This window comes from Pseudomonas sp. S44, assembly GCF_016624805.1.
Classification (GTDB): domain Bacteria; phylum Pseudomonadota; class Gammaproteobacteria; order Pseudomonadales; family Pseudomonadaceae; genus Aquipseudomonas; species Aquipseudomonas machongensis.
The window spans coordinates 336,839-360,408 of record NZ_JACVTY010000001.1 but is presented as its reverse complement, the minus strand read 5'-3'; the positions used below and the strand labels follow the sequence as shown (position 1 = coordinate 360,408).

23 protein-coding genes are annotated in these 23,570 nt (G+C 62.3%); 11 read left to right on the top strand and 12 right to left on the bottom strand.

The genetic code is table 11. The features are described from left to right. Positions 1 to 3: 3 nt before the first annotated feature. From IAE40_RS01505 to ehuB, 5 genes are all read right to left on the bottom strand, one after another. On the bottom strand, positions 4 to 1,530 hold the full coding sequence (locus IAE40_RS01505; RefSeq protein ID WP_200602499.1) for a catalase: 1,527 nt from the start codon (positions 1,528 to 1,530) through the stop codon (positions 4 to 6). A gap of 348 nt (positions 1,531 to 1,878) precedes the next feature. Further along, entirely contained in the window at positions 1,879 to 2,673 is a 795-nt protein-coding gene (gene ehuA, locus IAE40_RS01500) for an ectoine/hydroxyectoine ABC transporter ATP-binding protein EhuA (RefSeq protein WP_200602498.1), read from the bottom strand. Positions 2,674 to 2,753: 80 nt separating this feature from the next. Then, positions 2,754 to 3,410 carry an ectoine/hydroxyectoine ABC transporter permease subunit EhuD gene (gene ehuD, locus IAE40_RS01495; protein ID WP_065862854.1) on the bottom strand — a complete coding sequence of 219 codons (657 nt, stop codon included), beginning with the start codon at positions 3,408 to 3,410 and terminating at the stop codon, positions 2,754 to 2,756. Then, positions 3,407 to 4,066, bottom strand: a complete 660-nt coding sequence (ehuC, locus tag IAE40_RS01490; protein ID WP_063544843.1) for an ectoine/hydroxyectoine ABC transporter permease subunit EhuC — start codon at positions 4,064 to 4,066, stop codon at positions 3,407 to 3,409. The genes ehuD and ehuC overlap by 4 nt, the downstream gene beginning before the upstream one ends. A gap of 65 nt (positions 4,067 to 4,131) precedes the next feature. Next, positions 4,132 to 4,989, bottom strand: coding sequence for an ectoine/hydroxyectoine ABC transporter substrate-binding protein EhuB (gene ehuB / locus IAE40_RS01485; protein WP_200602497.1), 858 nt, complete (start codon positions 4,987 to 4,989; stop codon positions 4,132 to 4,134). A gap of 280 nt (positions 4,990 to 5,269) precedes the next feature. On the opposite strand from ehuB, the gene ehuR reads away from it, so the two are divergent. From ehuR to IAE40_RS01445, 8 genes are all read left to right on the top strand, one after another. After that, complete coding sequence (gene ehuR / locus IAE40_RS01480; RefSeq protein ID WP_112898206.1) at positions 5,270 to 6,664, top strand: MocR-like ectoine utilization transcription factor EhuR; 1,395 nt, start codon at positions 5,270 to 5,272, stop codon at positions 6,662 to 6,664. A gap of 106 nt (positions 6,665 to 6,770) precedes the next feature. Further along, complete coding sequence (gene eutB, locus IAE40_RS01475) at positions 6,771 to 7,742, top strand: hydroxyectoine utilization dehydratase EutB (protein ID WP_200602496.1); 972 nt, start codon at positions 6,771 to 6,773, stop codon at positions 7,740 to 7,742. 36 nt (positions 7,743 to 7,778) lie between these two features. Beyond that, complete coding sequence (eutC, locus tag IAE40_RS01470) at positions 7,779 to 8,771, top strand: ectoine utilization protein EutC (RefSeq protein WP_200602495.1); 993 nt, start codon at positions 7,779 to 7,781, stop codon at positions 8,769 to 8,771. A 55-nt stretch (positions 8,772 to 8,826) separates the two neighbouring features. Next, positions 8,827 to 10,017 carry an ectoine hydrolase DoeA gene (gene doeA / locus IAE40_RS01465; RefSeq protein ID WP_151924730.1) on the top strand — a complete coding sequence of 397 codons (1,191 nt, stop codon included), beginning with the start codon at positions 8,827 to 8,829 and terminating at the stop codon, positions 10,015 to 10,017. 4 nt (positions 10,018 to 10,021) lie between these two features. Next, positions 10,022 to 11,023, top strand: coding sequence for a N(2)-acetyl-L-2,4-diaminobutanoate deacetylase DoeB (gene doeB, locus IAE40_RS01460; RefSeq protein WP_054891359.1), 1,002 nt, complete (start codon positions 10,022 to 10,024; stop codon positions 11,021 to 11,023). A gap of 85 nt (positions 11,024 to 11,108) precedes the next feature. Continuing rightward, a complete protein-coding gene (locus IAE40_RS01455) occupies positions 11,109 to 11,588 on the top strand; it encodes an Lrp/AsnC family transcriptional regulator (RefSeq protein ID WP_065862861.1) in 480 nt (159 codons plus the stop codon). A gap of 187 nt (positions 11,589 to 11,775) precedes the next feature. After that, the gene (locus IAE40_RS01450; protein ID WP_200602494.1) at positions 11,776 to 13,248 is read left to right on the top strand and encodes an NAD-dependent succinate-semialdehyde dehydrogenase; all 1,473 of its coding nucleotides are present in this window, start codon (positions 11,776 to 11,778) and stop codon (positions 13,246 to 13,248) included. Positions 13,249 to 13,270: 22 nt separating this feature from the next. Continuing rightward, the gene (locus IAE40_RS01445; RefSeq protein WP_200602493.1) at positions 13,271 to 14,656 is read left to right on the top strand and encodes an aspartate aminotransferase family protein; all 1,386 of its coding nucleotides are present in this window, start codon (positions 13,271 to 13,273) and stop codon (positions 14,654 to 14,656) included. Between the two features lie 62 nt (positions 14,657 to 14,718). On the opposite strand, the gene IAE40_RS01440 is transcribed toward IAE40_RS01445, so the two are convergent. Then, the gene (locus IAE40_RS01440; protein WP_200602492.1) at positions 14,719 to 15,780 is read right to left on the bottom strand and encodes an alkene reductase; all 1,062 of its coding nucleotides are present in this window, start codon (positions 15,778 to 15,780) and stop codon (positions 14,719 to 14,721) included. A 116-nt stretch (positions 15,781 to 15,896) separates the two neighbouring features. Between IAE40_RS01440 and IAE40_RS01435 the strand changes: the two genes are divergently transcribed. Continuing rightward, positions 15,897 to 16,799, top strand: coding sequence for a LysR family transcriptional regulator (locus IAE40_RS01435; protein WP_200602491.1), 903 nt, complete (start codon positions 15,897 to 15,899; stop codon positions 16,797 to 16,799). Here IAE40_RS01435 and IAE40_RS01430 read toward each other — a convergent pair. Further along, positions 16,788 to 17,600 (bottom strand): alpha/beta fold hydrolase, encoded by an 813-nt coding sequence (locus tag IAE40_RS01430; RefSeq protein WP_197889677.1) that lies wholly within the window; start codon positions 17,598 to 17,600, stop codon positions 16,788 to 16,790. The two genes, IAE40_RS01435 and IAE40_RS01430, sit on opposite strands and share 12 nt — an antisense overlap. Before the next feature lie 158 nt (positions 17,601 to 17,758). Here IAE40_RS01430 and IAE40_RS01425 point away from each other — a divergent pair, with 158 nt between their 5' ends. Further along, a complete protein-coding gene (locus IAE40_RS01425; RefSeq protein WP_125929855.1) occupies positions 17,759 to 17,947 on the top strand; it encodes a hypothetical protein in 189 nt (62 codons plus the stop codon). A gap of 72 nt (positions 17,948 to 18,019) precedes the next feature. On the opposite strand, the gene IAE40_RS01420 is transcribed toward IAE40_RS01425, so the two are convergent. Then, positions 18,020 to 18,928: an AraC family transcriptional regulator gene (locus tag IAE40_RS01420; protein WP_200602644.1), complete on the bottom strand. Its 909-nt coding sequence runs from the start codon at positions 18,926 to 18,928 to the stop codon at positions 18,020 to 18,022. 52 nt (positions 18,929 to 18,980) lie between these two features. Further along, a complete protein-coding gene (locus IAE40_RS01415) occupies positions 18,981 to 19,814 on the bottom strand; it encodes an oxidoreductase (protein WP_197889678.1) in 834 nt (277 codons plus the stop codon). Positions 19,815 to 20,183: 369 nt separating this feature from the next. On the opposite strand from IAE40_RS01415, the gene IAE40_RS01410 reads away from it, so the two are divergent. Then, positions 20,184 to 20,681, top strand: a complete 498-nt coding sequence (locus tag IAE40_RS01410; RefSeq protein ID WP_325167257.1) for a hypothetical protein — start codon at positions 20,184 to 20,186, stop codon at positions 20,679 to 20,681. 56 nt (positions 20,682 to 20,737) lie between these two features. Here the strand turns inward: IAE40_RS01410 and IAE40_RS01405 are convergent, their stop codons facing one another. The 3 genes from IAE40_RS01405 to IAE40_RS01395 are packed head-to-tail and all read right to left on the bottom strand — an operon-like array spanning position 20,738 to position 23,570. After that, positions 20,738 to 21,508 (bottom strand): MetQ/NlpA family ABC transporter substrate-binding protein, encoded by a 771-nt coding sequence (locus tag IAE40_RS01405; protein WP_200602490.1) that lies wholly within the window; start codon positions 21,506 to 21,508, stop codon positions 20,738 to 20,740. A 26-nt stretch (positions 21,509 to 21,534) separates the two neighbouring features. Next, positions 21,535 to 22,200 (bottom strand): methionine ABC transporter permease, encoded by a 666-nt coding sequence (locus IAE40_RS01400; RefSeq protein ID WP_054891369.1) that lies wholly within the window; start codon positions 22,198 to 22,200, stop codon positions 21,535 to 21,537. Further along, positions 22,197 to 23,570, bottom strand: a complete 1,374-nt coding sequence (locus IAE40_RS01395) for an LLM class flavin-dependent oxidoreductase (RefSeq protein ID WP_200602489.1) — start codon at positions 23,568 to 23,570, stop codon at positions 22,197 to 22,199. The genes IAE40_RS01400 and IAE40_RS01395 overlap by 4 nt, the downstream gene beginning before the upstream one ends.

The following is a 23,570-nucleotide window of genomic DNA, read 5'->3' as shown; positions in this document are numbered from 1 at the left end:
TGATCAGTTCGCCAATGCCTTGGCGGCGGTGTCCACGCGCTTGATATCGGCATGGGTGGCCTTGGCCAGGCGAGTGCCGTAGTCCGGGTCGGCCTTGTAGAAGTACGAGAGCATCGCGTACTTGTTGCTTTCGTTTGTCACATGGTTCAGGTCGCCACTGAGGGCTTCGATCAGCAGCCCCTTTTCCTTGGAGGAGAGGGCGCGGTAGTACTCGCCAGCCTGCAGGAAGTTCGCCTGTTTCTTGATTGCCAACTGCTGCGTGACGCCACTGACCGGGGTGCTGGCGTACTTGTATTGCGGGTCCTGCGGGATTTCGGCGATACCGGAAGGCTCGTAGTTGACCTCGCCCTTGCGACCGCTGCTGTTCATCGCGCCGTCCTGCGAGTTGTTGCTCACCTTGTTACGCGGCTGGTTGACCGGAATCTGCTGATAGTTGGCGCCCAGGCGGTACATCTGGGTGTCGGCGTAGGCGAACAGGCGGCCTTGCAGCATGCGGTCCTCGGAGGCCTCGATACCTGGCACCAGGCGGGAGGGGGCAAACGCGGACTCTTCAGTGGACTCGAAGTAGTTGTCCGGAACCTTGTTCAAGGTCATGGTGCCGACCTTGCGCTCGGCCACGCCGGTCCAGACCTTGGTGTCATCCAGTGCATTGAACGCGAACTGGCCAAGTTCAGAGGGCTTGAGTACCTGGACGTACAGGTCCCACTTGGGGAAGTCGCCTTTGTTGATCGCGCCATAGAGGTCGTTGGTCATCATGTTCGGGTCCTTGCCGATGGACTCGCTCACCTGTCCGGGCTCCAGGCTGTGCAGGCCTTGCTGGGTCTTCCAGGCGAACTTGACGTAGTGCACCTCACCTTGGGCGTTGACGAACTTGAAGGCATGCACCGCCGAGCCGTTCATGTGCCGGTAGGAGTCGGGCATGCCTTCGAGCGAGTACATGTGGGTCAGCATGTTGGTCGCTTCGGGGCTGTGGGCGAAGAAGTCGAAGGCCAGGTTGGGATCCTGCACACCGGTAACAGCGCTGGGCTTGTTGGCATGGACGAAGTCCGGGAACTTCATGGCGTCACGGATGAAGAACACCGGCACGTTGATGCCAACCATGTCCCAGTTGCCCTGGGTGGTATAGAACTTGACGGCGAAGCCTCGCGGATCACGGGCTTGCTCGGGTGCGCCGCGATACCCCATCACGGTGCTGAACCGCACGAAGACCGGGGTACTCGTGCCGCTCTTGAACACTTCGGCGCGGGTCAGGTCGGTGATGTCTGCGGTGGGTTCGAAGGTGCCGTAGGCACCTGTGCCCCGCGCATGAACCACGCGTTCGGGGATTCGCTCGCGATCGAAACGCTGAAGTTTTTCGATCAGGTGGGCATCTTGCAGAAGTACCGGGCCATCGGCACCTGCTGTCTGAGAGTTCTGGTTATCGCCTACCGGTGCACCCGAATCGCGAGTGAATTCATTGGCCGCGAATGCACTGACACTCAAACTGGTAAATAACAGGCACAGGGGAAGTCTCAAGCGTGAATGACGCATACAACGATCCTTCTTTTTTTGATTGGAATCAAAATGATGAATCGCTGCGCAGAAAGCGCACCAATATAAGCTTTCAATTGTATTAATAGTGCTAAATCATTGGGTTGCCGAAGGGCGGGCGCCGCATGTTAGTGTCGGGAAGTTTTCGGCATTTTTTATGGGTTGGATAGTTGTGACCCCTGTCGCACTTTGCAGTTTAGGGTTTCATGTGAATTTAATTGACAGTGCATGGCAAGTTCGTCTGAAGGGCAGATATATACGGGCTTGCCATGTTCTGGGTTTATCTGATCAGACCGTCAGTGCCGGATTTCAAACCGTCCGTGGAAATGGACTAGAACCTTACAGGCCCTAGTTAGCTTCTTTCACTGCACTGAGAAACGCACGCGTACGCTCCTGTTGCGGATGCTCGAAGACCTGCGCTGGTGTGCCCTGTTCGTGGATCTGCCCCTTGTAGAAGAAGCACACGCGATCAGCGAACTCCCGGGCGAAGCCCATCTGGTGAGTGACCATCAGCATCGTCAGGTTGTGCTCGGCGCCGAGCTTGCGGATCACGTTGAGCACTTCACCGCACAACTCAGGATCGAGCGCCGAAGTCACTTCGTCGAACAGCATGACCTTCGGCCGCATCGCCAAAGCCCGCGCAATCGCCACCCGCTGCTGCTGTCCACCGGACAACTGCGAAGGGTAGTGCCCCAGCTTGCTGCCCAGCCCCACCAGCTCCAGCAGATCCGCTGCTCGCTCACGGGCTTCGGCAGGCTTCATGCCCAGCACCTGCACCGGCGCCTCGATGACGTTCTGCAACGCGGTCATGTGCGGGAACAGGTTGAAACTCTGGAACACCATGCCGATCTTGCCGCGCACGCGACGGATATGCCGGTCATTGGCCGGCACCAACACGCCATTGCGGTTGGGCATGTGGGTCAGCAGGTCGTCTTCGATGCGGATCACCCCGTCATCGATGCCTTCCAGGGTCATCAGCACCCGCAACAACGTGGATTTGCCCGAGCCGCTGGGGCCGATGATCGCGACTTTCTCGCCCGGCGTGACATCCAGGTTCAAGTGGTCGAGCACCGTGAAGCTGCCATAACTCTTGGTGACGTCCTGGAAGCTGACGATCGGCTGGACTGCCTTCGGTTGATGCATGGCCGTGGCCTCCTGCAAATGCAGCGGTGTCAGATTGCCGCGCCGGGAAAGGTCGTGGGAAGTCGAGAGTGGAGAAGTCATTAGCGTAGCTCCAGGCGCAGTTCCAGGCGCCGTACCAGATAAGCCAGGGCGATGCTCAGGGCGAGGAAAAACAGGCCGACCATGGTGATCGGTTCCAGATAGCGGAAGTTCTCGGAGCCGATGTTCTTGGCCTGCTGCATGATTTCCACCACGGTAATGGCCGACAGCACCGGTGTGTCCTTGAGCATCGCCACCAGATAGTTGCCCAGTGGCGGTAGAATCGGCCGCAGGGCCTGGGGCAGGATGATGTTGCGGTAGGCGCTGTACGGCGCGATGTTCAGCGCGGTGACGGCTTCCCATTGCGCCCGTGGCACCGCGTCCAGCCCACCGCGGTAGACCTCGGCGATGTAGCAGGCGTAATGCACGCCGATGCCGATGATCCCCACTTGCATGGCGGTCATGCTCACCCCGTAGTTGGGCAGCACGTAGTAGAGGAAATACACCTGGATCAGCAGCGGCGTGCTGCGGATGAACTCGATCGTCCCGGCGATCGGCCACGACAGCCAGTACAGGCGGCTGCGCCGGCCGATGGCGAGGAACAGCCCCAGCACGATGGCGATGAGGAAGCCGATCAGGGTAATGCCCACGGTGTTGAGCGAGGCGCGCAGCAGATCGGGCAGGATCTGCCAGGCATACGTCCAGTCGAACAGATTCATGACAGGCCTCCACGCATCCGGCCACGTGCCAGGCGACGCTCAATTGCGCGCATGCCGAGGTTGATCGCCTGGGCGAGGATGAAATACATCACCAGTGCCAGGCTGAAAATTTCCAGGGTCTGGAAGGTAGCCTGATCCAGTTGCCGAGCGCGGAAACTCAGGTCGGACAGGGTAATCAGCGACACCAGCGAGGTGTTTTTCAGCAGCTCGATCAGCAGGTTGGTGCCGGGGGGAATCGCGGCCAGCAGCGCCTGGGGCAGAATGATCCGGCGAAAGCGCTTGTAGGCACTGAAGTTCAACGCGGTCGCCGCTTCGTATTGACCCTTGGCCACGGAGCTGATCGCACCGCGCATCACCTCCGCACCGTAAGCGCCGATGTGCAGGCCAAGTCCGACAATCGCCACGGCGTAGGGGCTCAGCTCCAGGTTGAACGGCGGCAGCGGCAACACGAAAAACAGCCAGAACAGTTGCACCAGCAACGAAGTACCGCGAAACACTTCGATGTAAGTGACAGAGAACCAGCTCACCAGCCGCCACGGCGACATGCGCCCGAGCGCCGCAAGAATGGCCGCGACAATCGCGAGCAGCGAACCGAAGAACGTCACCTGGATAGTGACCCAGGCGCCCTGTATCAACAGCGGAAGTAACTCACCCATGGTTCAGCATCCCGATTAAGCAGGGAAATAGGCATCGCGCCATGGCAGCGCCATGCCTGTTTCGACTATTGAGCGCAGAGCTCTGCAGCCGTTTTGCTTGTCACGTTGGATTTGTCGAAACCGAACGGCGCGACCGTCTTGAGGTGCTCTTCGGAGCCCAGCCACTTTTTCAGTTCGGCGTTGACCGCATCGCGCAGGTCCTTGTCTTCCGGGCGGAAGGCGAGGGCGCCGTAGCCGGTGTGTGACGGATCGTCCTTGAACTCGGTGACCGCTTCGACCTTCTCACCGCCCTTGGCGGCCAGGCCCTTCATGGTCAGCTGAGTGCCCACGGCGGCATCGGCGCGGCCGGCGCGCACGGCTTGCAACTGGGCAGTGGTGTCCGGTACCTGGAGGATCTGGGCCTCTTTCACGCCGGAATCCCGGGCATATTTCAGGTTAACGGTACCGGCCATGATCGCCAGTTTCACCTCCGGATTCTTCACGATGTCTTCATAGCTGTGCAGATTCTTCGGGTTGCCTTTGGCAGTCAGAAGCGCATCGGGCAGCTGGTATTGCGGGTCGGTGAAAATCACCTGTTTGCAGCGTTCCGGAGTGATGTACATGCCGGCGGCAATCACATCGAAACGCCCGGCACGCAGGCCCGGGATCAGGGAGCCCCATTCGGTCAACACGCCGTCGACCTGCTTGATGCCCATCCTGGCGAAGATGGCCTTGGCAATTTCCGGCGATTCACCGGTGACCCGGCCGTCGGTTTCGGTGAAGGCGAACGGGGTTTCGTTGGCGTAGCCGATCCGGATTTTGCTGTTTTTGGTGATGGTTTCCAGCGTCGTGGCGGCGTGGGCGCTGGCGGCGAGGCCGAACATTGCGCACGCCACGAACAGGTGGCGTAAACCATAGGGCTTGCGGGGAAAGGAATTGCTCATCGATAAAATCTCCTGTTTCTTGTGGACCCGTCTATGACGGCTCTGTGTTAGGAGGCAGTGTGACAAGAGCAAAGCGCACGAAAGCTGATACCAGGGCTTGGGCACTGCAGCCGTACAGATCGATTGGTTTTATTGTTCGGGCTTGCCGAGAAGTCCGGGCATCGACCTTGGAACGAGCATACAAAAGCCCTACACGACATTGCATTGCACTAGGACAATTGCTTTGCACGGATTCTCGCGGGATGCTGTCGGCACTGGGAAACACGCGGGTTCTACGCCGATGGACAAGTGGAAAGCAGCACTGGAAATCGCCCGCAGCGGCGAGTCGAAATACAAGATTCTGGTTCAGGCGATTGCCGACGACATCGAACAGGGCTTGTTGGCCAACGATCAACGCCTGCCTGCGCAGCGCAATGTGGCCGATGCCATGGGCATCAGCGTGCAGACCGTGACCAATGCCTACAAGGAGCTTGAGCGCCAGGGCCTGGTGCGTTGTGAAGTAGGGCGCGGCAGCTTCGTTTCGCGGCGCATGAGCGACCGGGTCGCGACTTACATTCTCGACAGCCCCGAGCGAGCGCTGGTGGATTTTTCCATAGCACGCATCCTCCATACCCGCGAGCACGACCAGGTCTGGCGCGATACCTGCCGGGAGCTCAGCACCGAGGAAGATCAGCCGTGGATTCACGCCTTTCGCCCCATCGCCGGGTTCGAGTCCCACCGCGAGGCGGCCATGCAATGGATCGGCCGCCTGGGCCTGCGGGTCGAACGTGACGACATCCTGATCACCAACGGCGCGGCCCATGCGATCTTCCTCGCCCTGGCCTCTCTGGCCGGGCCCGACGATGTGGTGTTATGCGAAGGCAGAACCGATCACGGCGTCATCGGCAATTCCCAAGTGCTGGGGTTCACCCTCAAGGGGCTCGAAATGGACCGCCACGGCATCGATCCCGAGCACTTCGAAGACATGTGCAGCAATGAGCGCATTACTGCGCTGGTGTGCACGCCGAACCTGAACAACCCCACCACCACGCTGATGCCGGACAGTCGCCGCCGGGAGATCGCCGAGATTGCCCGGCGCTTCGGCGTGCACATCATCGAGGACGATGTGTACGGCCCGTTGCTCGAAGAGCGCCACGCTCCGCCGATCAGTCATTACCTGCCGGAGCTGTCCTTCTACTGCACCAGCATGACCAAGTCGGTGCTGACCGGTTTGCGCGTGGGTTATCTGGTCATGCCCAAGCGCCTGGCACTGCGTACCGAGAGCATCCTGCGGGTCAACAGCTGGATGGGCACGCCGATGGTCTCGGAGATTGCCACGCGCTGGATTCGCGATGGTCGCGCCGACACGCTGCTGCGCTTGCAGCGCCAGTTGCTTTCGGTGCGCCAGGCGATGGTCAGCGAATACCTGGGGGAGTTCGTGCTGGGCCAACATCCCCATGCCTTGAATGCCTGGGTCGGTATCCCGCCGCATTGGGAGGTCGACAGCCTCGTGCGGGCCCTGCGCCATCGGCATATTGCCGTCACGCCGCCTGACCCGTTCACCGTGCGTGGCACACCCAGGGCACGGGCGGTGAGGGTGTGTGTTGGCGCCGAATGCAGCGACGAGGACGCGCGCGAAGCCTTGATCAACATGCGTGAAATCTTTGGTCAGTACCCACGTATCCATGACTTCTGAGCGGGAAAACAGACGCCGAAAAAAGTTGTCCTGAATTGACCTAGTACATTCAGCGCGACAATCCTGGCCTCTTAGACTGCGCCCAATATCTTATCGGGACGCGGTCATGCCAACGCCACAGCTCAACGATATCTACCTCGCCCGCCAGCGTATCGAAGCGCTGGTGCGACGCACGCCCATGGAGCATTCGCCCAGCCTGTCTCGGCTGGTGGGCGTGCCGGTCTACCTCAAGCTCGAGTCCCAGCAGATCACCGGCAGCTTCAAGTTGCGCGGTGCGAGCAATGCCGTGGCGCAACTCAGTGCTGAAGAAAAACAACGAGGTGTTGTGGCGGCGTCGACCGGTAATCACGGTCGCGCATTGGCTTATGCGGCTTCCCGCCAGGGCGTGAAGGCGACGATCTGCCTGTCGCAACGGGTACCGGCAAACAAGGTGCGGGCGATTCGCGATCTTGGGGCCCACGTATGCATCGTCGGCAACTCCCAGGATGACGCCCAGCGTGAAGCCGAGCGCCTTGCCGCCGAGCAGGGTGCGATCCTGCTGCCGCCGTTCGATCATCCGGCGATCATCGCCGGCCAGGGCACGTTGGGGCTGGAGATCCTCGAGCAGCGACCGGACGTCGCCCAGGTCCTGGTGCCGTTGTCCGGCGGTGGCCTGTTCGCCGGCGTGGCGCTGGCGCTGAAAACCGCCAACCCGCAGATCGTCACCCACGGCATCAGCATGCAGCGTGGCGCGGCGATGCACGCCAGCCTCGCCGCCGGCCATCCGCTGGAAGTCGAAGAGCTGCCGACGCTGGCCGATTCCCTCGGCGGCGGTATCGGTCTGGACAACCAATACACCTTCAGCATGACCCGCGATACCTGCGATCACCTGCATTTGCTCAGCGAAGCCTCCATCGCCAACGCCATGCGCCACGCCTATCGCGAAGAGCGCCAGGTGCTGGAAGGCGCGGCTGCTGTGGGAATCGCCGCGCTGCTCGAAGGCCTGATCGAGCCTCGTGGCCCGGTCGTGGTGGTGATCAGCGGACGCAACGTCGACACCGATCAGCACCTGCGGGTACTCGCAGGAGCCGAGGCATGAAACCGAACAATAACGACGTCATGGGAGCGCCCGTTGATGAGTGAAATCACCCTGTTGAGCGAAGCCGATCTGCGCGCCTGTGTGGCGCTGGATCTGCCCAGTATCGAAGCCGTCGAGCAGGCCTTCGTGCTGCTGGCCACCGCCGCCGTGGCGATGCCACCGATCCTGCGTCTGGACATCCCCGAGCACAACGGCGAAGTGGACGTGAAGACCGCCTACCTGCCGGGGCTGGAGCGCTTTGCGATCAAGGTCAGCCCGGGCTTTTTCGACAACCCGAAACTCGGCCTGCCCAGCCTCAACGGCATGATGATGCTGTTGTCGGCGCGCACCGGTCTGCTGGATGCCTTGTTGCTGGATAACGGTTACCTGACGGCGGTGCGTACGGCCGCGGCCGGGGCGGTGGCGGCGCGGGCATTGTCGCGATCGGACAGCCGCAGCGTGGCGCTGATCGGCGCTGGCGAGCAAGCTGCGTTGCAGTTGCAGGCCCTGCGCCTGGTGCGCCCCATCGACAACGTGCGGGTGTGGGCGCGGGACTTGGCCAAGGCGCAGGCCTTCAGCGTGGAATTGACCCGTGACACCGGTCTGGCGGTCAAGCCTTGCGCCACCCTCGACGAAGCCATGGTCGAGGTGGATATCGCCATCACCTGCACGCCAAGTCGCGAGCCGTTGATCGATGTGCGCCATCTGCATCCCGGTCTGCACATCACCGCCATGGGCTCGGATGCCGAGCACAAGAACGAAATCTCCCCACAGGTGCTGGCACAGGTCGACCGCTACGTGGCCGATCGACTGAGCCAGACCCGCATCCTCGGCGAGTTGCATCACGCCCTCGCGGCGGGCGTCGTCAGCGACGAATCGAACTTCGCCGAATTGGGCCAGGTGCTGGCCGGTCAACGCCCCGGTCGCACGGACGCCTCGCAGGTCACCCTGTGCGACCTCACCGGTACCGGCGCCCAGGATACCGCCATGGCCAATCTCGCGTTCGAGCGAGCGCGCTCGGCGGGCGCGGGCGTCCAGTTCGGCAGCTAAGGGTTTTTTTGTCCGCGCGTCATTTACCCCGCTTCATCTACAAGAGGGCAGGTGCATGTCTCAGATAGTCGTCAATCTCCCGTTCAGCCGGGAGGAATACGCCCAGCGGCTGGCCAAGGTGCGAGTGGCCATGCAGGCCCAGGGCATCGAGCTGTTGCTGGTCACCGATCCGTCGAACATGGCGTGGCTGACCGGCTACGACGGTTGGTCGTTTTATGTTCACCAGTGCGTGCTGCTGGCGATGGATGGCGAGCCGGTCTGGTTCGGCCGCGGCCAGGACGCCAACGGCGCCAGGCGCACGGTGTTCATGCAGCAGGACAACATCGTCGGTTACCCGGACATCTACGTGCAGTCCCGGGAGCGGCATCCCATGGACTACCTGTCGCGGGAAGTGATCGCTGCCCGTGGTTGGGACGCGCTGACCATCGGTGTCGAAATGGATAACTACTATTTCAGCGCCGCAGCCTTCCTGTCGTTGCAGAAACATCTGCCCAAGGCCCGGCTGATCGATGCGGCCGGGTTAGTGAACTGGCAGCGGGCAGTCAAGTCGCCGCAGGAAATCGCCTACATGCGCATTGCCGCACGCATCGTGGAAAACATGCACGGGCGGATCCTTGAACGGATCGAACCGGGCCTGCGCAAGAACGAATTGGTGGCCGAAATCTACAGCAGCGGCATCCAGGGTGCCGATGGCCATGGCGGTGATTACCCAGCCATCGTGCCCTTGTTGCCGACCGGTGCCGACGCCAGTGCGCCGCACCTGACCTGGGATGATTCGCCGTTCGAAAAGGGCGCGGGGACCTTCTTCGAGATTGCCGGTTGCTACAAGCGTTACCACTGCCCGCTGTCGCGCACGGTATTCCTGGGCAAGCCGCCGCAGCATTTCCTCGAGGGCGAGAAAGCCGTGGTCGAAGGCATCGCCGCAGGCCTGGAAGCGGCCAAGCCGGGCAACACCACCGGTGACATCGCCGTAGCGTTCTTCAAGGTGCTGGAGAAATTCGGCATCCACAAGGACAGCCGTTGTGGCTACCCGATCGGTATCAGTTATCCGCCGGATTGGGGCGAGCGCACCATGAGCCTGCGTCCTGGCGACACCAGCGTGTTGCAACCGGGCATGACCTTCCACTTCATGCCGGGCCTGTGGATGGACGATTGGGGCCTGGAAATCACCGAAAGTATTCTGATCACCGACACGGGGGTCGAAACCCTGTGCAACGTGCCACGCCAACTGTTCGTGAAGGATTGAGCCAATGAGCGATCTGCCTGCCAACCCGATCAGCGCCACGGTGGATTTGTGCCGTGAAGGCGTGCAGCACGGGTTTCTCAAGTTGCCGTATTCGCGGGATGATTCGGCCTGGGGCGCGGTAATGATTCCGATCACGGTGATCGCGCGGGGGGAGGGGCCGACGGCCCTGCTCACCGGTGGCAACCACGGTGACGAATACGAAGGTCCGGTGGCCCTGAGCAAGCTGGCTCAGGGCCTGGCGGCCGCCGAGGTCAGCGGGCGGGTCATCATCATTCCGTTCATGAACACCCCGGCGTTCCGTGCCGGGCGACGCACGTCGCCCATCGACAGGGGCAACCTCAACCGCAGTTTTCCCGGCAAGCCGGACGGCACGGTGACCGAGAAGATCGCCGACTATTTCACCCGCACTTTGCTGCCTCTGGCGGACTTCGTGCTGGACATTCACTCCGGCGGGCGCACCCTGGATTTCCTGCCATTCGCCGCATGCCATGTGCTGCCGGACAAACAGCAGCAGGCGCGATGTGAGGCGGGCATGCGCGCGTTCAATGCGCCATACAGCATGCGGATGCTGGAGCTGGATGCCGGGGCGATGTACGACACGGCTGCCGAGTCTCAGGGCAAGGTCTTCGTCACCACGGAACTGGGCGGTGGCGGTTCCTCCACCGCGCGCAGCGTGGCGATTGCCGAGCGCGGCGTGCGTAACTTGCTGGTGCATGCGGGTATTCTTCAGGGCGAGGTGCAGAGGGGGCCGTCGGTCATGCTCGACATGCCGGACGGTGATTGCTTCATCGCCAGCGAACATGACGGCCTGCTGGAAATGTGTCGCGACCTGGGCGACAGCGTGGACAAGGGCGAAGTCATCGCCCGGGTCCACGACGCCACCCGCAGCGGCGTGGCCCCGGTGGAGTATCGTGCTGCACGCGGCGGCCTGCTGGCGGCGCGGCATTTTCCGGGGTTGGTGCAGTGTGGCGATACCCTTGCCGTGATCGCGGACATACTGGAGTAATACACTGTCCCCGCCCAGTGGCAGCCTCGCTGCCACTGGGTTGATTTCCTCAGGGGTTGCCATTCACTCAGGAGCTTCTTGGCCCATGCACAAACTCGATCGCTATGACCTGAAAATCCTGCGGATCCTCGCTGGCGACGGGCGTATCACCAAGTCGAGCCTGGCCGAGGCGATCAACCTGTCGGTTACCCCGGCCTGGGAGCGCGTGCGCAAGCTCGAAACCCTAGGCCTGATCAAGGGCTACCGCGCGCAGATCGATTGGGGCGCGGTGTTCAAGAGCCAGCAAGTGCTGGTGGAAATCACCCTGGCCCGACACACCGCGCAGGACATGCGGCGCTTCGAACAGCGGATGAACGACGCGCCGGAAGTGGCGTTCTGTTACGCCACCGGTGGCGGTGTGGATTACATGGCGATGATCCAGGCGCCTGACATTGATCACTACCAGCGATTCATCGATCAGTTGCTGCTCGATGACCTGGGGATCGAGCGGTACTTCACCTACATCGTCACCAAGACCATCAAGACGGCCGGCGCCTTGCCTGCGGAGTTGTCTCAGGACTACTGAAACCTGCAACACCCCCGATCAAGCTGTGCGAGCGGGCCTGCAGGATGGGGGTAGCCCCGCCGCAAAAACCTCCGAAACACCCTGCTCAATCAGAAAAAACCACCTGCACGACCCCCTCCAAACCGCAACTCCCCGACGCCTCGCTGCCCTAGCATGAACTCCACGCACACGGTTCGGAGTGAATGCCATGACCTACAAACATCCCCTTCTGTTCAAAGCCCTCTGCTATGTCGATGGCCATTGGTTGCACAGCGACAGTGGCAACAGCATCGCCGTGCACAACCCGGCTGATCAGAAACTGATCGGCCATGTGCCGATGCTCGATCAACCGCAGATCGTCGCCGCCGTGGATGCCGCGCACCGGGCATTTGCCGACTGGCGTGAGCAGAGCCTGGAGACTCGCGGGACGATTCTTCGGCGCTGGGCGGCGTTGATCCTGGAACATCAGGAAGACCTGGCGCGGATTCTCAGCCTGGAGCAGGGCAAGTCCCTGGCCGAATCCCGGGGTGAAATCGCCTACGCCGCGAGCTTCATTCCGTGGTTCGCCGAAGAAGCCCGACGCCTCTATGGACAGAACATTCCCAGCCACATTCCCGGCGCTCATCTGGGTACGGTCAAGGAACCGGTCGGCGTTTGTGCACTGCTGACACCGTGGAATTTCCCCTCGGCCATGATCACCCGAAAAGCCGCTGCCGCATTGGCCGCCGGTTGCACCGTGGTCGTCAAGCCGGCCCACGAAACCCCTTACTCGGCATTCGCCCTGGCGCAACTCGCGGAAGAGGCCGGGTTCCCCGCCGGGGTCTTCAACGTGGTGCTGGGTGAACCACAGATGGCCATGCAAACCCTGGTGCAGGACACCCGCGTGCGCTCGGTGAGCTTCACCGGTTCCACCCGCGTCGGCAAGTTGGTCCTGCAAGCGGCTGCTCATGAGGTGAAGAAAGTCTCGCTGGAACTGGGGGGCAACGCGCCGTTCATTGTCTGCGCCGATGCCGATCTGCAACGGGCGGTGAAAGTCGCGGTGGCCGCCAAGTTCCAGACTTCCGGCCAGGATTGCTGCGCCGCCAACCGGATCATGGTCGAGCGTTCGGTCTATCCGGCGTTTCTCGAGCGCTTTGCCGAGGCGGTGCGTGAGCTACGGGTCGGTCCGGCGATGATAGGCGAGCGGGAGCAACAGGTGGAGGTGGGTCCGTTGATGCACCAGGCCGCCTTCGATGTGACTGCCGAGCGCGTGGCCGATGCGTTGCAACAGGGTGCGCAACGGCTGGTGGGCGGCGAAGCCCATGCCCTCGGCGGCCTGTTCTACCAGCCCACGGTGCTGGCCGACGTCACGCCGCAAATGCGCATTTACCGTGAAGAGAACTTCGCGCCGATTGCCGGGGTGATGCCGTTCGACACCCTCGACCAGGCCATCGAGATGGCCAACGACACCGAGTACGGTCTGGCGGCCTACATTTGCTCGAATCGCCTGGATCTGATCTACCCGCTGATCCGTCGACTCGACCACGCCATGGTCGCGGTCAACGGCGTCAAGTTCACCGGCCATCCGATCCCGTTCGGTGGCATGAAAGCCTCGGGGCTGGGCCGTGAAGGCGGCACCGAGGGCTTCGAAGCCTTTGTCGAAACCAAATACTTTTGCTTGCACCATCAAGGCCAGTTCTAAGGCCCGTTCCCAGGAGATCGCCATGAACCAAGAATTCGACCCGCTGTTCGAACAAGACCGTGCCCACTTCATGCACCCCTCTACCCACGCCCACGACCATGCCAGCGGTGCGCTCAAGGGGCGCATCATCACGGGCGCTTCGGGCATCCGCATCCGCGACCACGAAGGTCGCGAATTGATCGACGCCTTTGCCGGCCTGTATTGCGTCAACATCGGCTACGGCCGCACCGAAGTGGCGGACGCCATCTACAAGCAGGCCAAGGAGTTGGCGTACTACCACACCTATGTCGGCCACTCGACCGAGGCGATCATCGAACTGTCGAGCCGCATCATCGACTGGGCGCCGGAAGGGATGAAAAAGGTCTATTACGGCCTCTCCGGTTCCGACGCCAACGAAACCCAGATCAAACTGGTGCGTTACTACAACAACGTGCGAGGTCGGCCGCAGAAGAAGAAAATCATCTCTCGTGACCGTGGTTATCACGGCTCGGGCATCATGACCGGCAGCCTGACCGGCCTGCCTAGCTTTCATCAGCATTTCGACCTGCCGGCCGAGGGCATCAAGCACACCGTGTGCCCACACTGGTATCGCAAGGCACCCACCGGCATGGATGAAGCGGCCTTCGTGCGTTATTGCGCCGACGAGCTGGAAAAGATGATTCTGGCCGAAGGCCCGGACACTGTGGCCGCGTTCATCGGCGAGCCATTGATGGGCACCGGTGGCATCATCGTTCCTCCGGCTGGCTATTGGGCGGCCATTCAGGCGGTGCTGAACAAATACGACGTGCTGCTGATCGCCGACGAAGTGGTCTGCGCCTTCGGTCGCCTGGGGGCGAAGATGGGCAGCCAGCGTTATGGCATGCGTCCGGACCTGATCACCGCGGCCAAAGGCCTGACCAGCGCCTATGCGCCGCTTTCGGCGGTGATCGTCGGCGAAAAAGTCTGGGATGTGATCGAGAAAGCCTCCGAGTCCCACGGCCCGATGGGGCATGGCTGGACCTACTCCGGGCATCCGATTTGTGCGGCGGCGGCCCTGGCCAACCTCGACATCCTGGAGCGGGAAAACCTCACGGCAAATGCCGACAAAGTGGGTGCCTATCTCAACCGCCGGATGCGCGAAACCCTGGAAGGTCATCCGTTGGTGGGTGAAGTGCGCGGCGAAGGCATGCTTGCGGCCGTCGAATTCATGGCCGACCGTGAACAGCGCACGCCCTTCGATGCGGCCTTGAAGGTCGGCCCGAAAGTCTCGGCGGCCTGCCTTGAGCACGGCATGATCGCCCGGGCTATGCCCCATGGCGACATCCTCGGCTTCGCCCCGCCATTGATTCTCACCGAGGCTGAGGCGGACTTGATTGTGAACATCACCAAGGGTGCCGTTGATCAAGTGGCCGATGAGCTGTTGGGCTGAATCCTAGGGTGAACATACAAACCCGCCCATTCAGTGATGGGCGGGTTTTCTGGGTTATCTGATCAGAACGTCAGTACCGGATAATCCGTATATCCCTTGGCGCCGCCTCCATAGAAAGTTTGCGGGTCGGCTTCGTTCAGCGGTAGCTCGTCACGCAGGCGCTGCACCAGATCCGGGTTGGCCAGCGCCCAGCGCCCGACGGGTGCCATATCGGCAAGCCCGGCCTCGATGTCAGCTGCCAGGTGTTCGCGGGCGCGGTTCACCCGGTTGACCAGCAGTACGCCTGGCCATGCCTGGCGCAGTGTCTTGAGCAGGGCGTCGTCGCCGTTGTGGGCCAGGTGCAGGTAAGCCAGGTTGCGTTGTGCCAGCTCGGTAACCAGCATGCGGTACAGCTCGGCATGCTCCGGGCCCTCGGCGATGCCACCCAGCGCGGAGCCTGGCGACAGGCGAATACCCGTACGCTCGGCGCCGATCTCGGCCACCACGGCATCGACCACTTCGAGTGCGAAGCGCAGTCGTCGCTGGATGGAGCCGCCATAGGCGTCGTCCCGCTGGTTGGCATTGACAGCCAGGAACTGCTGGATCAGGTAACCGTTGGCGCCGTGGATCTCCACGCCGTCAGCACCCGCTTCGATGGCACGGGCTGCAGCCTGACGGAAATCGTCCACGGTAGTCCGAATGTCCTGCTCGCTCATGGCGCGTGGCGTCGGCACTTGCTGCATGCCCTGAGGTGTAAAGATCTGCGCGTCTGGAGCGATAGCCGATGGCGCCAGAGCCTGACGGCCATGGGTGGTATTGGATGGATGTGACATGCGTCCGGCGTGCATCAGCTGAATGAACAGGTGGCCGCCGCCGGCATGCACCGCATCGCTGACCCGACGCCAGCCAGCCACGTGGGCATCGCTGTGCAACCCTGGGGAGTCGAGAAAGCCCTGGCCGTCGGCGCTGGGTTGTGTACCTTCGCTGATCAACAGCCCCAGTGAGGCGCGCTGGCCATAGTATTCTGCTGCCAGCGGGCCTGGTGTGCCGTCGGGCAGCGCACGGCTGCGGGTCAGGGGCGACATGGCCAGGCGATGTGTCAGTTGGAGTTTGCCGAGCTGGATAGGGTCCCAGAGCGAGGTCATCAGGTGTCTCCTGCGGATGAGTTGAGGTGCGTTCGCGTGAGACACAGCTTATTGTGTTCCGTATTTGCGAAATAGATTCTAATATTTGGACTTAATGTCTCATAAATGGATCGATCATGGACCTTTCAGCCTTGGCGGACTTCAATCTTGTGGCGGCCCATGGCGGCTTCGGCAAGGCCAGTCGCTTCAGTGGACGTCCCAAGGCCACGCTTTCGCGGCGTGTCATGGACCTCGAGCAAAGCTTGGGCGTTCGGCTTCTGGAGCGCGGGGCACGGTCGTTGCGTCTGACCGAGGAAGGGCAGGTGTTGCACGAGCGCACCCATGGCTTGCTGGGCGATATCCTCGAGGCGGGCGAGTTGGTCTCGGCAGGGCAGACCAGCCCGCGCGGCCACTTGCGGGTCAGTGCGCCGGTACTGTTCTCCCACACGCTGCTCGGCCGCCTCGCGGCAGGGTTCGCCCGGCGATACCCGCAGGTACGTCTCGATATCACTGCCGAGGATCGCAATGTCGACTTGGTCGAGGATGGTTACGACGTGGTGATTCGCGTCAATCCAAAAGCGGACGCGCTGCTGGTGGGGCGCTGCTTTGCCCGCGATGACATGCTGCTGGTAGCGCCGGCAGCCTTGCCTCGGCCTAGCGCAAGCTGCGACGGCGAGATCGCCGAAGTACCTGCCGTGGCGTTGGCCAACCGGTTCGATAACGGCCCCTGGCACTACCAGGACGGTGACACCCTGGGCACGGTGATGCCGGACGTGCGCCTGCGCCTGTCATCGTTAATCATGATCCGTGATGCAGTGCTCGCCGGCGCGGGGGCTGCGTTGATCCCCCGATCCTTGCTGCAGCGCGACGAGCAACTGGCGAAGCTGTCGATCTGGGGACGCATGCCCGACAGGCCTATCGAGCTATGGGCCCTGCATGCCTCGCGTCGGCTGGTTAGTCGCAAAGTTACGGCGTTCACCGACTACCTGTGCGAAGCCTTCCCCGATCAGATACTCAGCCACGGGTTCTCAGCCGATTGACCTGTCGCCCGCAAGGAACGCCAGCAGATCGTGGAGCACGGCGTCCTTTTGCTCGATCAGCAGGTAATGGCCGGCTTCGGGATATTCGAGGTATTGCGAATGCCCGATCATCTGCGCTGCCAGCCGGCCGGTGGTCGCGGCTGGGGCGCTGTCATCGCGGGCGCCATGCAGGATCAAGGTCGGCACCTTGATTCCAGCCAGGTCCTTGCGAAAATTGGTGGCGTACCAGGCTTGGGCGCAGGCTGCGATAGCACGCTCAGAGGACTGGTAGGTCTGGGCCAGATACCAGTCACGCAGCCCCGGCTCCGAGAACGAGGCCTGCGCATAGTCGCCAAAGAAGCGCTGTCGATCCTGACGCAACGCCTGCATCAAGCCGTCGAAGGCTGCCAGCGTCATACCGTCGGGGTTGCCTGGCGAGCTTGCCAGCTGCGGAGTCACCCCGGCCAGCAGCACGGCCGCTGCGATTCGACGGTCGCCGTGGCGGGTCAGGTAACGCGCCACTTCGCCGCTACCCATCGAATACCCCACCAGCGTCACATCGTGCAGGTTCAGGTGCTCGATCAGTTGCGCGAGGTCGTCGCTGAGGGTGTCGTAGTCATAGCCGCTCCAGGGCTGGTCGGAGCGCCCGAAACCGCGGCGGTCGTAACTGATTACGCGGTAACCGGACTCGGCCAGGCGGGTGGCATGGTAATCCCAGCTGGCAGACGACATCGGCCAGCCATGGATCAACACCACAGGGCGGCCATGGCCCCAGTCGTTGTAGTGCAGGGAAACTGCGTCCGAGGTCAGGAACATAGGCATGTGGGATGAATCCGAACAGGAAGGAGCCGATATTCTGGTGGGGGCGGCGGGAGGGGAATAGCACCTGAACCGGGACACGCTGATCCGAATCATGGACACCCGTGCATCCCTGAAACATGGCTTATCATCCGTCCGACACCAGACAGTGGAGCAATGATATGAAGCCCTGGTTCGCACTGGCCCTGCTGGCCACACTCGTGGGTTGCTCCAGCAGCCCCTCGCAGCTGCGCCCTGAGCGCCAGCAGAGCGATGCGTGCAGGACCTACAGATCAATGATGACCGCGCCCATGGCGCCGGATGCCATGGCGCGGCTGCGTGAGGCTTGCGAACAGTCAGGCCAAGGTTGAGACCTCAGCGCGCCTGGGGAAGTAGCCATTGCAGTCACGCACGCGGGACAGCGGCCGATAGTCGCGCCTTGCTCAATGGGACGAAACATACACGGGGGAGCCAGTGGGGTCGGGCAGTGCATAGGTTGCCTTCATCCAATCGATCTCGGCCTGGGGCGTACGGCCGAAGAAGCGCTTGAACTCGCGGCTGAACTGCGAGGGGCTCTCGTAGCCGACGCTGAAGGCGGCTGCCGATGCGCTCAGGGCGTCGTGCAACATCAGCAGGCGTGCCTGGTGCAGGCGGGCCGACTTCAGGTACTGCATGGGCGAAGTGTTGGTCACGCTACGAAAGTGCCGATGGAAACTGGGCACGCTCATGCTGGCCTCGCGGGCCAACGACTCTACGTCCAGATGCTCCCGGTAGCGGCTGTGAATGGTGCGCAGGGCGCGGGTCACCTTGGCGAAATGGCCGTGCCGACCCAACGCCGCCCGCAGCGAGCCGCCCTGCGCGCCAGAGAGGATGCGGTAGTAGATTTCACGCACCAGCGCCGGGCCGAGGATCTGTGCGTCGCTGGCGACGGTCATGGCTTCAAGAAAGCGCAGTGTGGTGACCTGCAGCGCATCGTCCATGGGAGAGGCGTACATGCCCTGCGGCGGTTCGCTGCTGCTGCCCAGCAGTTCATCCACTTGCAGGGTCAGCTCGCTGGCCAGCTGCAGGTCCAGGCGTATGTAGATGGCCAGCATCGGCTCGCGTTCGCTGGCATCGGTTTCCATAGTGAAGGGCACGGGCACCGACACCACCAGATAGTGCCGAGCGTCGTACACATATACCTGGTCACCCAGGTAGCCGCGCTTGCAGCCTTGGCAGAGGATGACGATGCCGGGTTCGTAGAGCACCGGCACATGGCTCAGCGGCCGGTTCGAGCGCAGGAAGCGCACGTCTTGCAGCGCGCTGAGGTTATAGCCTTCCACCGGCGCGAGCTGCGTGAGCAACTGCACCATGCGCGCGCTGCGGGTGTCGGTCCGTGTCACTGCCCGGTCCTCTGCCTGGCGCTCAACCATCGGTCGAGCAGGTCAGGTCTTGCCATTGATCGATCTCCTTGCTCATGCGCTGCAGCTTGTCGCGCACCAGGCCCAGTGCGTCGCTGCCCAGCAACAGGTGGTCGGGCGGGCTGGGGCTGGCGATGACCTGCAGGATCGCCTGGGCGGCCTTGCGCGGATCGCCCAGCTGCTTGCCGCTCTTGTCCTGGCGCGCCTTGCGAATCGGGTCGAAGCTCTGGTCATAGTCGGCGATGCTGCGCGGCGAACGCTGCATGGAGCGACCGGCCCAGTCGGTACGGAACGAGCCCGGCGCCACTGCGGTAACGGCGATGCCGAACGGGCGAAGTTCCTGGCTCAGGGTATCGGAAATGCCTTCCAGTGCGAACTTGCTGGAGCAATAGTAGGCGATGCCCGGCATCGTGATGGTGCCGCCCATGGAGGTGATGTTGATGATGCGCCCGGCCCGGCGCTCGCGAAAATACGGCACGAAGGCCTTGGTGATGGCCACGGCGCCAAACACGTTGACCTCGAACTGGCGGCGCATCTCCTCCAGTGGCGATTCCTCGAAGATGCCTTCGTGGCCGTAGCCTGCGTTGTTCACCAACACATCGATGGGGCCGTGAAGCGCCTGCACCTGTGCAACCACTGCGTCTATGCGGGCGAAGTCGGTGACATCGAGGATCACCGCGTGGGCGCGTTCGCTGTCCAGGGTCTGAAATGCCGTCAGCGCGCTGTCGTTGCGCACAGTGCCGATGACGCGATGGCCGGCAGCGAGCGCCGCCTGGGCCAAGGCACTGCCAAAACCACTGCTGACGCCGGTAATAAAGAGAGTCTTGCTGTCACTCATGATCGCGATCCTGTGTGTGGAGTACGCGAGCATGCTAGGTGGATTGGCTGATCGTCCCTATGCCGGGGGCTCTTGAAACCTTGCCCATTTCTATCAGAAGCGAGCGTGGTCATCCTGCGAGGGATGCTGCAGGCAAAGAAAAGCCCGCTGGGGAGGGCGGGCGAAGTATTTCACGGATGTAGGGTGACTGTGCCAGCCGCGACGTGAAAATGTCGTGAACGGGGTGTCAAAAAATGCGTACAACGTGCAGAAAACCAGTTTTGGGAAAGCCCCTACTGCCAATGGCTATTTGGATGGCATGCATCGCTAAAGCGTCCCTGGAGAATCCTTTCTCGGTCAATGTCGATCAGCGTCTAGAGGAACGATTCCGTGTGCTTTCACAAAACCAGAACCATGGGGGCGCTCCTGGCGCTCCTGGCGCTGCAGGGTTGCGCCAGCATCATCAGTGACTCCAAGTATCCGGTGACTGTCACGAGCAGCCCGGCGGGTGCGAATTTCGAGGTCATCAACAAATCAGGGGTGGTCATTCATCGCGGCAGCACCCCTGGGGTCGTGACACTGATGTCGGGGGAGGGCTATTTTCGCGGCCAAACCTACACGTTGCGCTTCATGAGGGAGGGGTACCCGGATCGACAGGTCGAACTCGACTCGAGAGTGGACGGTTGGTACTGGGCGAACATCTTGTTTGGCGGTGTTATCGGCATGCTGATCGTCGATCCGCTGACCGGTGCCATGTACAAGTTGCCGGACGAGGTCTCAGCCGACCTTGGGCAGCCGGTGGCGGAGGCGATGCAGGACGCGCTTCGGATCGTCTCGATCAATGACCTTGATCCCGCGCAACGCGCCCAGCTTGTTGCCCTTCAATAAGGGGAGATTGGGCGGGGTGCAGGGAAGGTCGCATGCCCTGCACCCACCTTGCGCTGTCAGAAGCCAGGCGCGATCTGCCCTTTGTAGCGGGTCAGGATGAATTGACGCACTTCAGGGGAGTTCAGCGCCTTGGCCAGTTTCTGGATGCCGGGATCCTGCAGATTGTCCGGACGCGCCACGAGGTATTCCACGTACAGATCCTTGCCTTTTTCGACGATCAGCGCGCTGCTGGTATCGATACCTGCCTCCAGCGCGTAGTTGGCGAACACGAATGCCAGGTCCACCTGTTTCACCGAGCGCGCCAGCATTGCCCCTTCCAGCTCACGGATCTTCAACTTGTGCGGGTTGGCGACGATGTCGCGCTGGGTCGACTGTGGGTTGCTGGAGTCCTTGAGTTCAATCAGCCCGGCCTCGGCCAGCAGTACCAGGGCACGACCGGTGTTAACCGGGTCATTGGGAATGGCCACGCTGGCACCGTCCGGCAGCTCCGCGAGGCTCTTGTACTTGGCCGAATAGGCACCGAACGGCTCGATGTGCACACCGACCACCGGGACCAGGTCGGTGTGTCGAGTCTTGTTGAAGTCGTCGAGGAAGGGACGGTACTGGTAGTAGTTGGCGTCCAGGTTCTTCTGCGCAAGCTGCAGGTTGGGCTGGATGAAGTCATTGAACACCTTGATGTCCAGGTCGACACCTTCCTTGGCCAGTACCGGTTTTACAAACTCGAGGATCTCGGCGTGGGGAACGGGGGTGGCACCGACGACCAGGTGCTCGATGGCCTGCACGTTGAGGGCGATGACCGCGGCCAGGGTGGCGAGGATTTTTTTCATGGGAATGCTCCGAAAAAGGTCGGGAATCAACGGCGGGTGAAATGTCTGACGAGGCGATCGCCACTCATCTGCAAGGCCTGCACCAGCAGGATCAACAGCAGTACGGTGACGACCATCACATCGGTCTGGAAGCGCTGGTAACCAAAACGGATGGCCAGGTCGCCCAGGCCGCCGCCACCGATCACACCGGCCATCGCCGTGTAGTCGACCAGCACGATGGCGGTGACGGTGACGGCGGCGATCAGCCCGGTACGGGCTTCGGGCAGCAAGGTATGGCGGATGATCTGCCAGGTGCTGCCACCCATGGCCTGGGTGGCCTCGACCACGCCACGGTCGACTTCGCGCAGGGCGGTCTCCACCAGGCGCGCGAAGAACGGCGTACAGCCCACCACCAGTGGCGGAATGGTGCCGCGCACACCGAGTGAGGTGCCGACAACCAAGGTGGTCAGGGGGATCAGCACGATCAGCAGGATGATGAACGGCAGCGAGCGCAGCACGTTGACCACGGCCGACATGGCCCGATAGGCCGGCGCATTGGCCAGCAGCTGGCGTTGCCCGGTGAGAAACAGCAGCACCCCCAACGGTAGCCCCAGCGCTACGGTGAAGCCCAGCGCGGCGCCAAGCATGCTCAGGGTCTCGAGGCAGGCGAGGCCGATTTCACTCCAGTCCAGGTTGGCCAAAAGTGCATTCATCGCCCACGCTCCTGGCGCAACGCGGCCACCGGATGGGGCGCACGCAGGCGATCACCTTGGCCGAACAGCTTGTTGCGCAAGCTGCCATCGGCGTACTCGCGCTTGAACAGGCCGCGAGCCTGCAGTTCCGGAACCAACAGATCGACCACGGCAACGAAGGTTTCCGGCACGACCACGCTGGACAGGTTGAAGCCGTCCACGTCAGTGTCTTCGACCCAGCCCTGCAACTGATCGGCGACGGTCGAGGGCGATCCGACCAGCAGCGGGCCGTCGCCACCCAGGCAGCAGTATTCGGCGATCTCGGCAACGGTCCAGGTCCGCGTCGGGTCGGCGCGGGTGAAGCCCTCGACCACCGACTGGATGGCTTCGCTGGGCACCTCGCGAAGAATCTGGTCGGGGCTGTAGGCAGCGAAGTCGATGCCGGTCCAGCCCGACATCAGCGAGAGCGAGCCGCTGGCACTGGCGTACTCGCGGTACTCGCGCAGACGGGCCTGCGCGGCCTCGTCGGTTTCAGCGACGATCACCGTGAGCTGTTCGAGGATCAGGATGTCGCAGCCCTTGCGCCCGGCGGCGACCGCTGCGGCACGTAGATCGGCCACCTGCTTCTTCAGCACGGTCTTGCTCGGTGCGGCAACGAACACGCATTCGGCGTTGGCTGCGGCAAAGGCTCTCCCTCGGCTGGATGCTCCTGCCTGGTAGAGCACGGGTGTGCGCTGTGGCGACGGGGCGCTGAGGTGAAAACCAGGGACCTTGAAGTAGGTGCCGTCATGCTCGATGCCGTGGACTTTGCTCGGGTCGGTGTAGACTCCGCTGGTACGATCGGCGCGCACGGCATCCTCTTCCCAGCTGGTTTCCCAAAGCTTGTAGCAGACCTGCAGGTATTCCTCGGCCAGCGCGTAGCGCTGGTCATGGCTCAGCTGTTCAGGCTGGCCAAGGTTGCGTGCCCCGCTGGACAGGTAGGAGGTCACGATATTCCAGCCGGCACGGCCCTGGGTCAGGTGATCGAGGGTGCTCATGCGCCGGGCGAAGGGAAAGGGATGCTCGAACGACACCGAGGCGGTGACGCCAAACCCCAGGTGGCGCGTGGCTGCGGCCATCGCCGGTACCAATTGCAGCGGGTCGTTCAACGGTATCTGGGCGCCGCTGCGCAGCGCTTCGTCGGCATTGCCGCCGTAGACGTCATAGACACCCAGCACATCGGCGAGGAACAGGCCGTCGATACAGCCACGCTCGAGGGTCTGGGCCAGTTCGACCCAGTAGTGGATATCGGTGTAACGCGTCGCCTGGTCGCGCGGATGGCGCCACAGCCCAGGCGACAGATGCCCGACCGTGTTCATGGCGAAGGCATTGAGACGGATCTGCTTGGTCAT

Excerpts from the sequence above, each read along its gene's own strand:
- IAE40_RS01505 (WP_200602499.1), bottom strand. The coding sequence starts at position 1,530 with ATGCGTCATTCACGCTTGAGACTTCCCCTGTGCCTGTTATTTACCAGT.
- ehuR (WP_112898206.1), top strand. The coding sequence starts at position 5,270 with ATGGACAAGTGGAAAGCAGCACTGGAAATCGCCCGCAGCGGCGAGTCG.
- ehuB (WP_200602497.1), bottom strand. The coding sequence starts at position 4,989 with ATGAGCAATTCCTTTCCCCGCAAGCCCTATGGTTTACGCCACCTGTTC.
- doeA (WP_151924730.1), top strand. The coding sequence starts at position 8,827 with ATGTCTCAGATAGTCGTCAATCTCCCGTTCAGCCGGGAGGAATACGCC.
- IAE40_RS01440 (WP_200602492.1), bottom strand. The coding sequence starts at position 15,780 with ATGACCTCGCTCTGGGACCCTATCCAGCTCGGCAAACTCCAACTGACA.
- IAE40_RS01430 (WP_197889677.1), bottom strand. The coding sequence starts at position 17,600 with ATGCCTATGTTCCTGACCTCGGACGCAGTTTCCCTGCACTACAACGAC.
- eutB (WP_200602496.1), top strand. The coding sequence starts at position 6,771 with ATGCCAACGCCACAGCTCAACGATATCTACCTCGCCCGCCAGCGTATC.
- doeB (WP_054891359.1), top strand. The coding sequence starts at position 10,022 with ATGAGCGATCTGCCTGCCAACCCGATCAGCGCCACGGTGGATTTGTGC.
- IAE40_RS01435 (WP_200602491.1), top strand. The coding sequence starts at position 15,897 with ATGGACCTTTCAGCCTTGGCGGACTTCAATCTTGTGGCGGCCCATGGC.
- IAE40_RS01455 (WP_065862861.1), top strand. The coding sequence starts at position 11,109 with ATGCACAAACTCGATCGCTATGACCTGAAAATCCTGCGGATCCTCGCT.
- IAE40_RS01425 (WP_125929855.1), top strand. The coding sequence starts at position 17,759 with ATGAAGCCCTGGTTCGCACTGGCCCTGCTGGCCACACTCGTGGGTTGC.
- IAE40_RS01400 (WP_054891369.1), bottom strand. The coding sequence starts at position 22,200 with ATGAATGCACTTTTGGCCAACCTGGACTGGAGTGAAATCGGCCTCGCC.
- IAE40_RS01450 (WP_200602494.1), top strand. The coding sequence starts at position 11,776 with ATGACCTACAAACATCCCCTTCTGTTCAAAGCCCTCTGCTATGTCGAT.
- ehuD (WP_065862854.1), bottom strand. The coding sequence starts at position 3,410 with ATGAATCTGTTCGACTGGACGTATGCCTGGCAGATCCTGCCCGATCTG.
- IAE40_RS01415 (WP_197889678.1), bottom strand. The coding sequence starts at position 19,814 with ATGAGTGACAGCAAGACTCTCTTTATTACCGGCGTCAGCAGTGGTTTT.
- IAE40_RS01395 (WP_200602489.1), bottom strand. The coding sequence starts at position 23,570 with ATGACCAAGCAGATCCGTCTCAATGCCTTCGCCATGAACACGGTCGGG.
- IAE40_RS01405 (WP_200602490.1), bottom strand. The coding sequence starts at position 21,508 with ATGAAAAAAATCCTCGCCACCCTGGCCGCGGTCATCGCCCTCAACGTG.
- eutC (WP_200602495.1), top strand. The coding sequence starts at position 7,779 with ATGAGTGAAATCACCCTGTTGAGCGAAGCCGATCTGCGCGCCTGTGTG.
- ehuA (WP_200602498.1), bottom strand. The coding sequence starts at position 2,673 with ATGCATCAACCGAAGGCAGTCCAGCCGATCGTCAGCTTCCAGGACGTC.
- ehuC (WP_063544843.1), bottom strand. The coding sequence starts at position 4,066 with ATGGGTGAGTTACTTCCGCTGTTGATACAGGGCGCCTGGGTCACTATC.
- IAE40_RS01445 (WP_200602493.1), top strand. The coding sequence starts at position 13,271 with ATGAACCAAGAATTCGACCCGCTGTTCGAACAAGACCGTGCCCACTTC.
- IAE40_RS01420 (WP_200602644.1), bottom strand. The coding sequence starts at position 18,928 with ATGGTGCAGTTGCTCACGCAGCTCGCGCCGGTGGAAGGCTATAACCTC.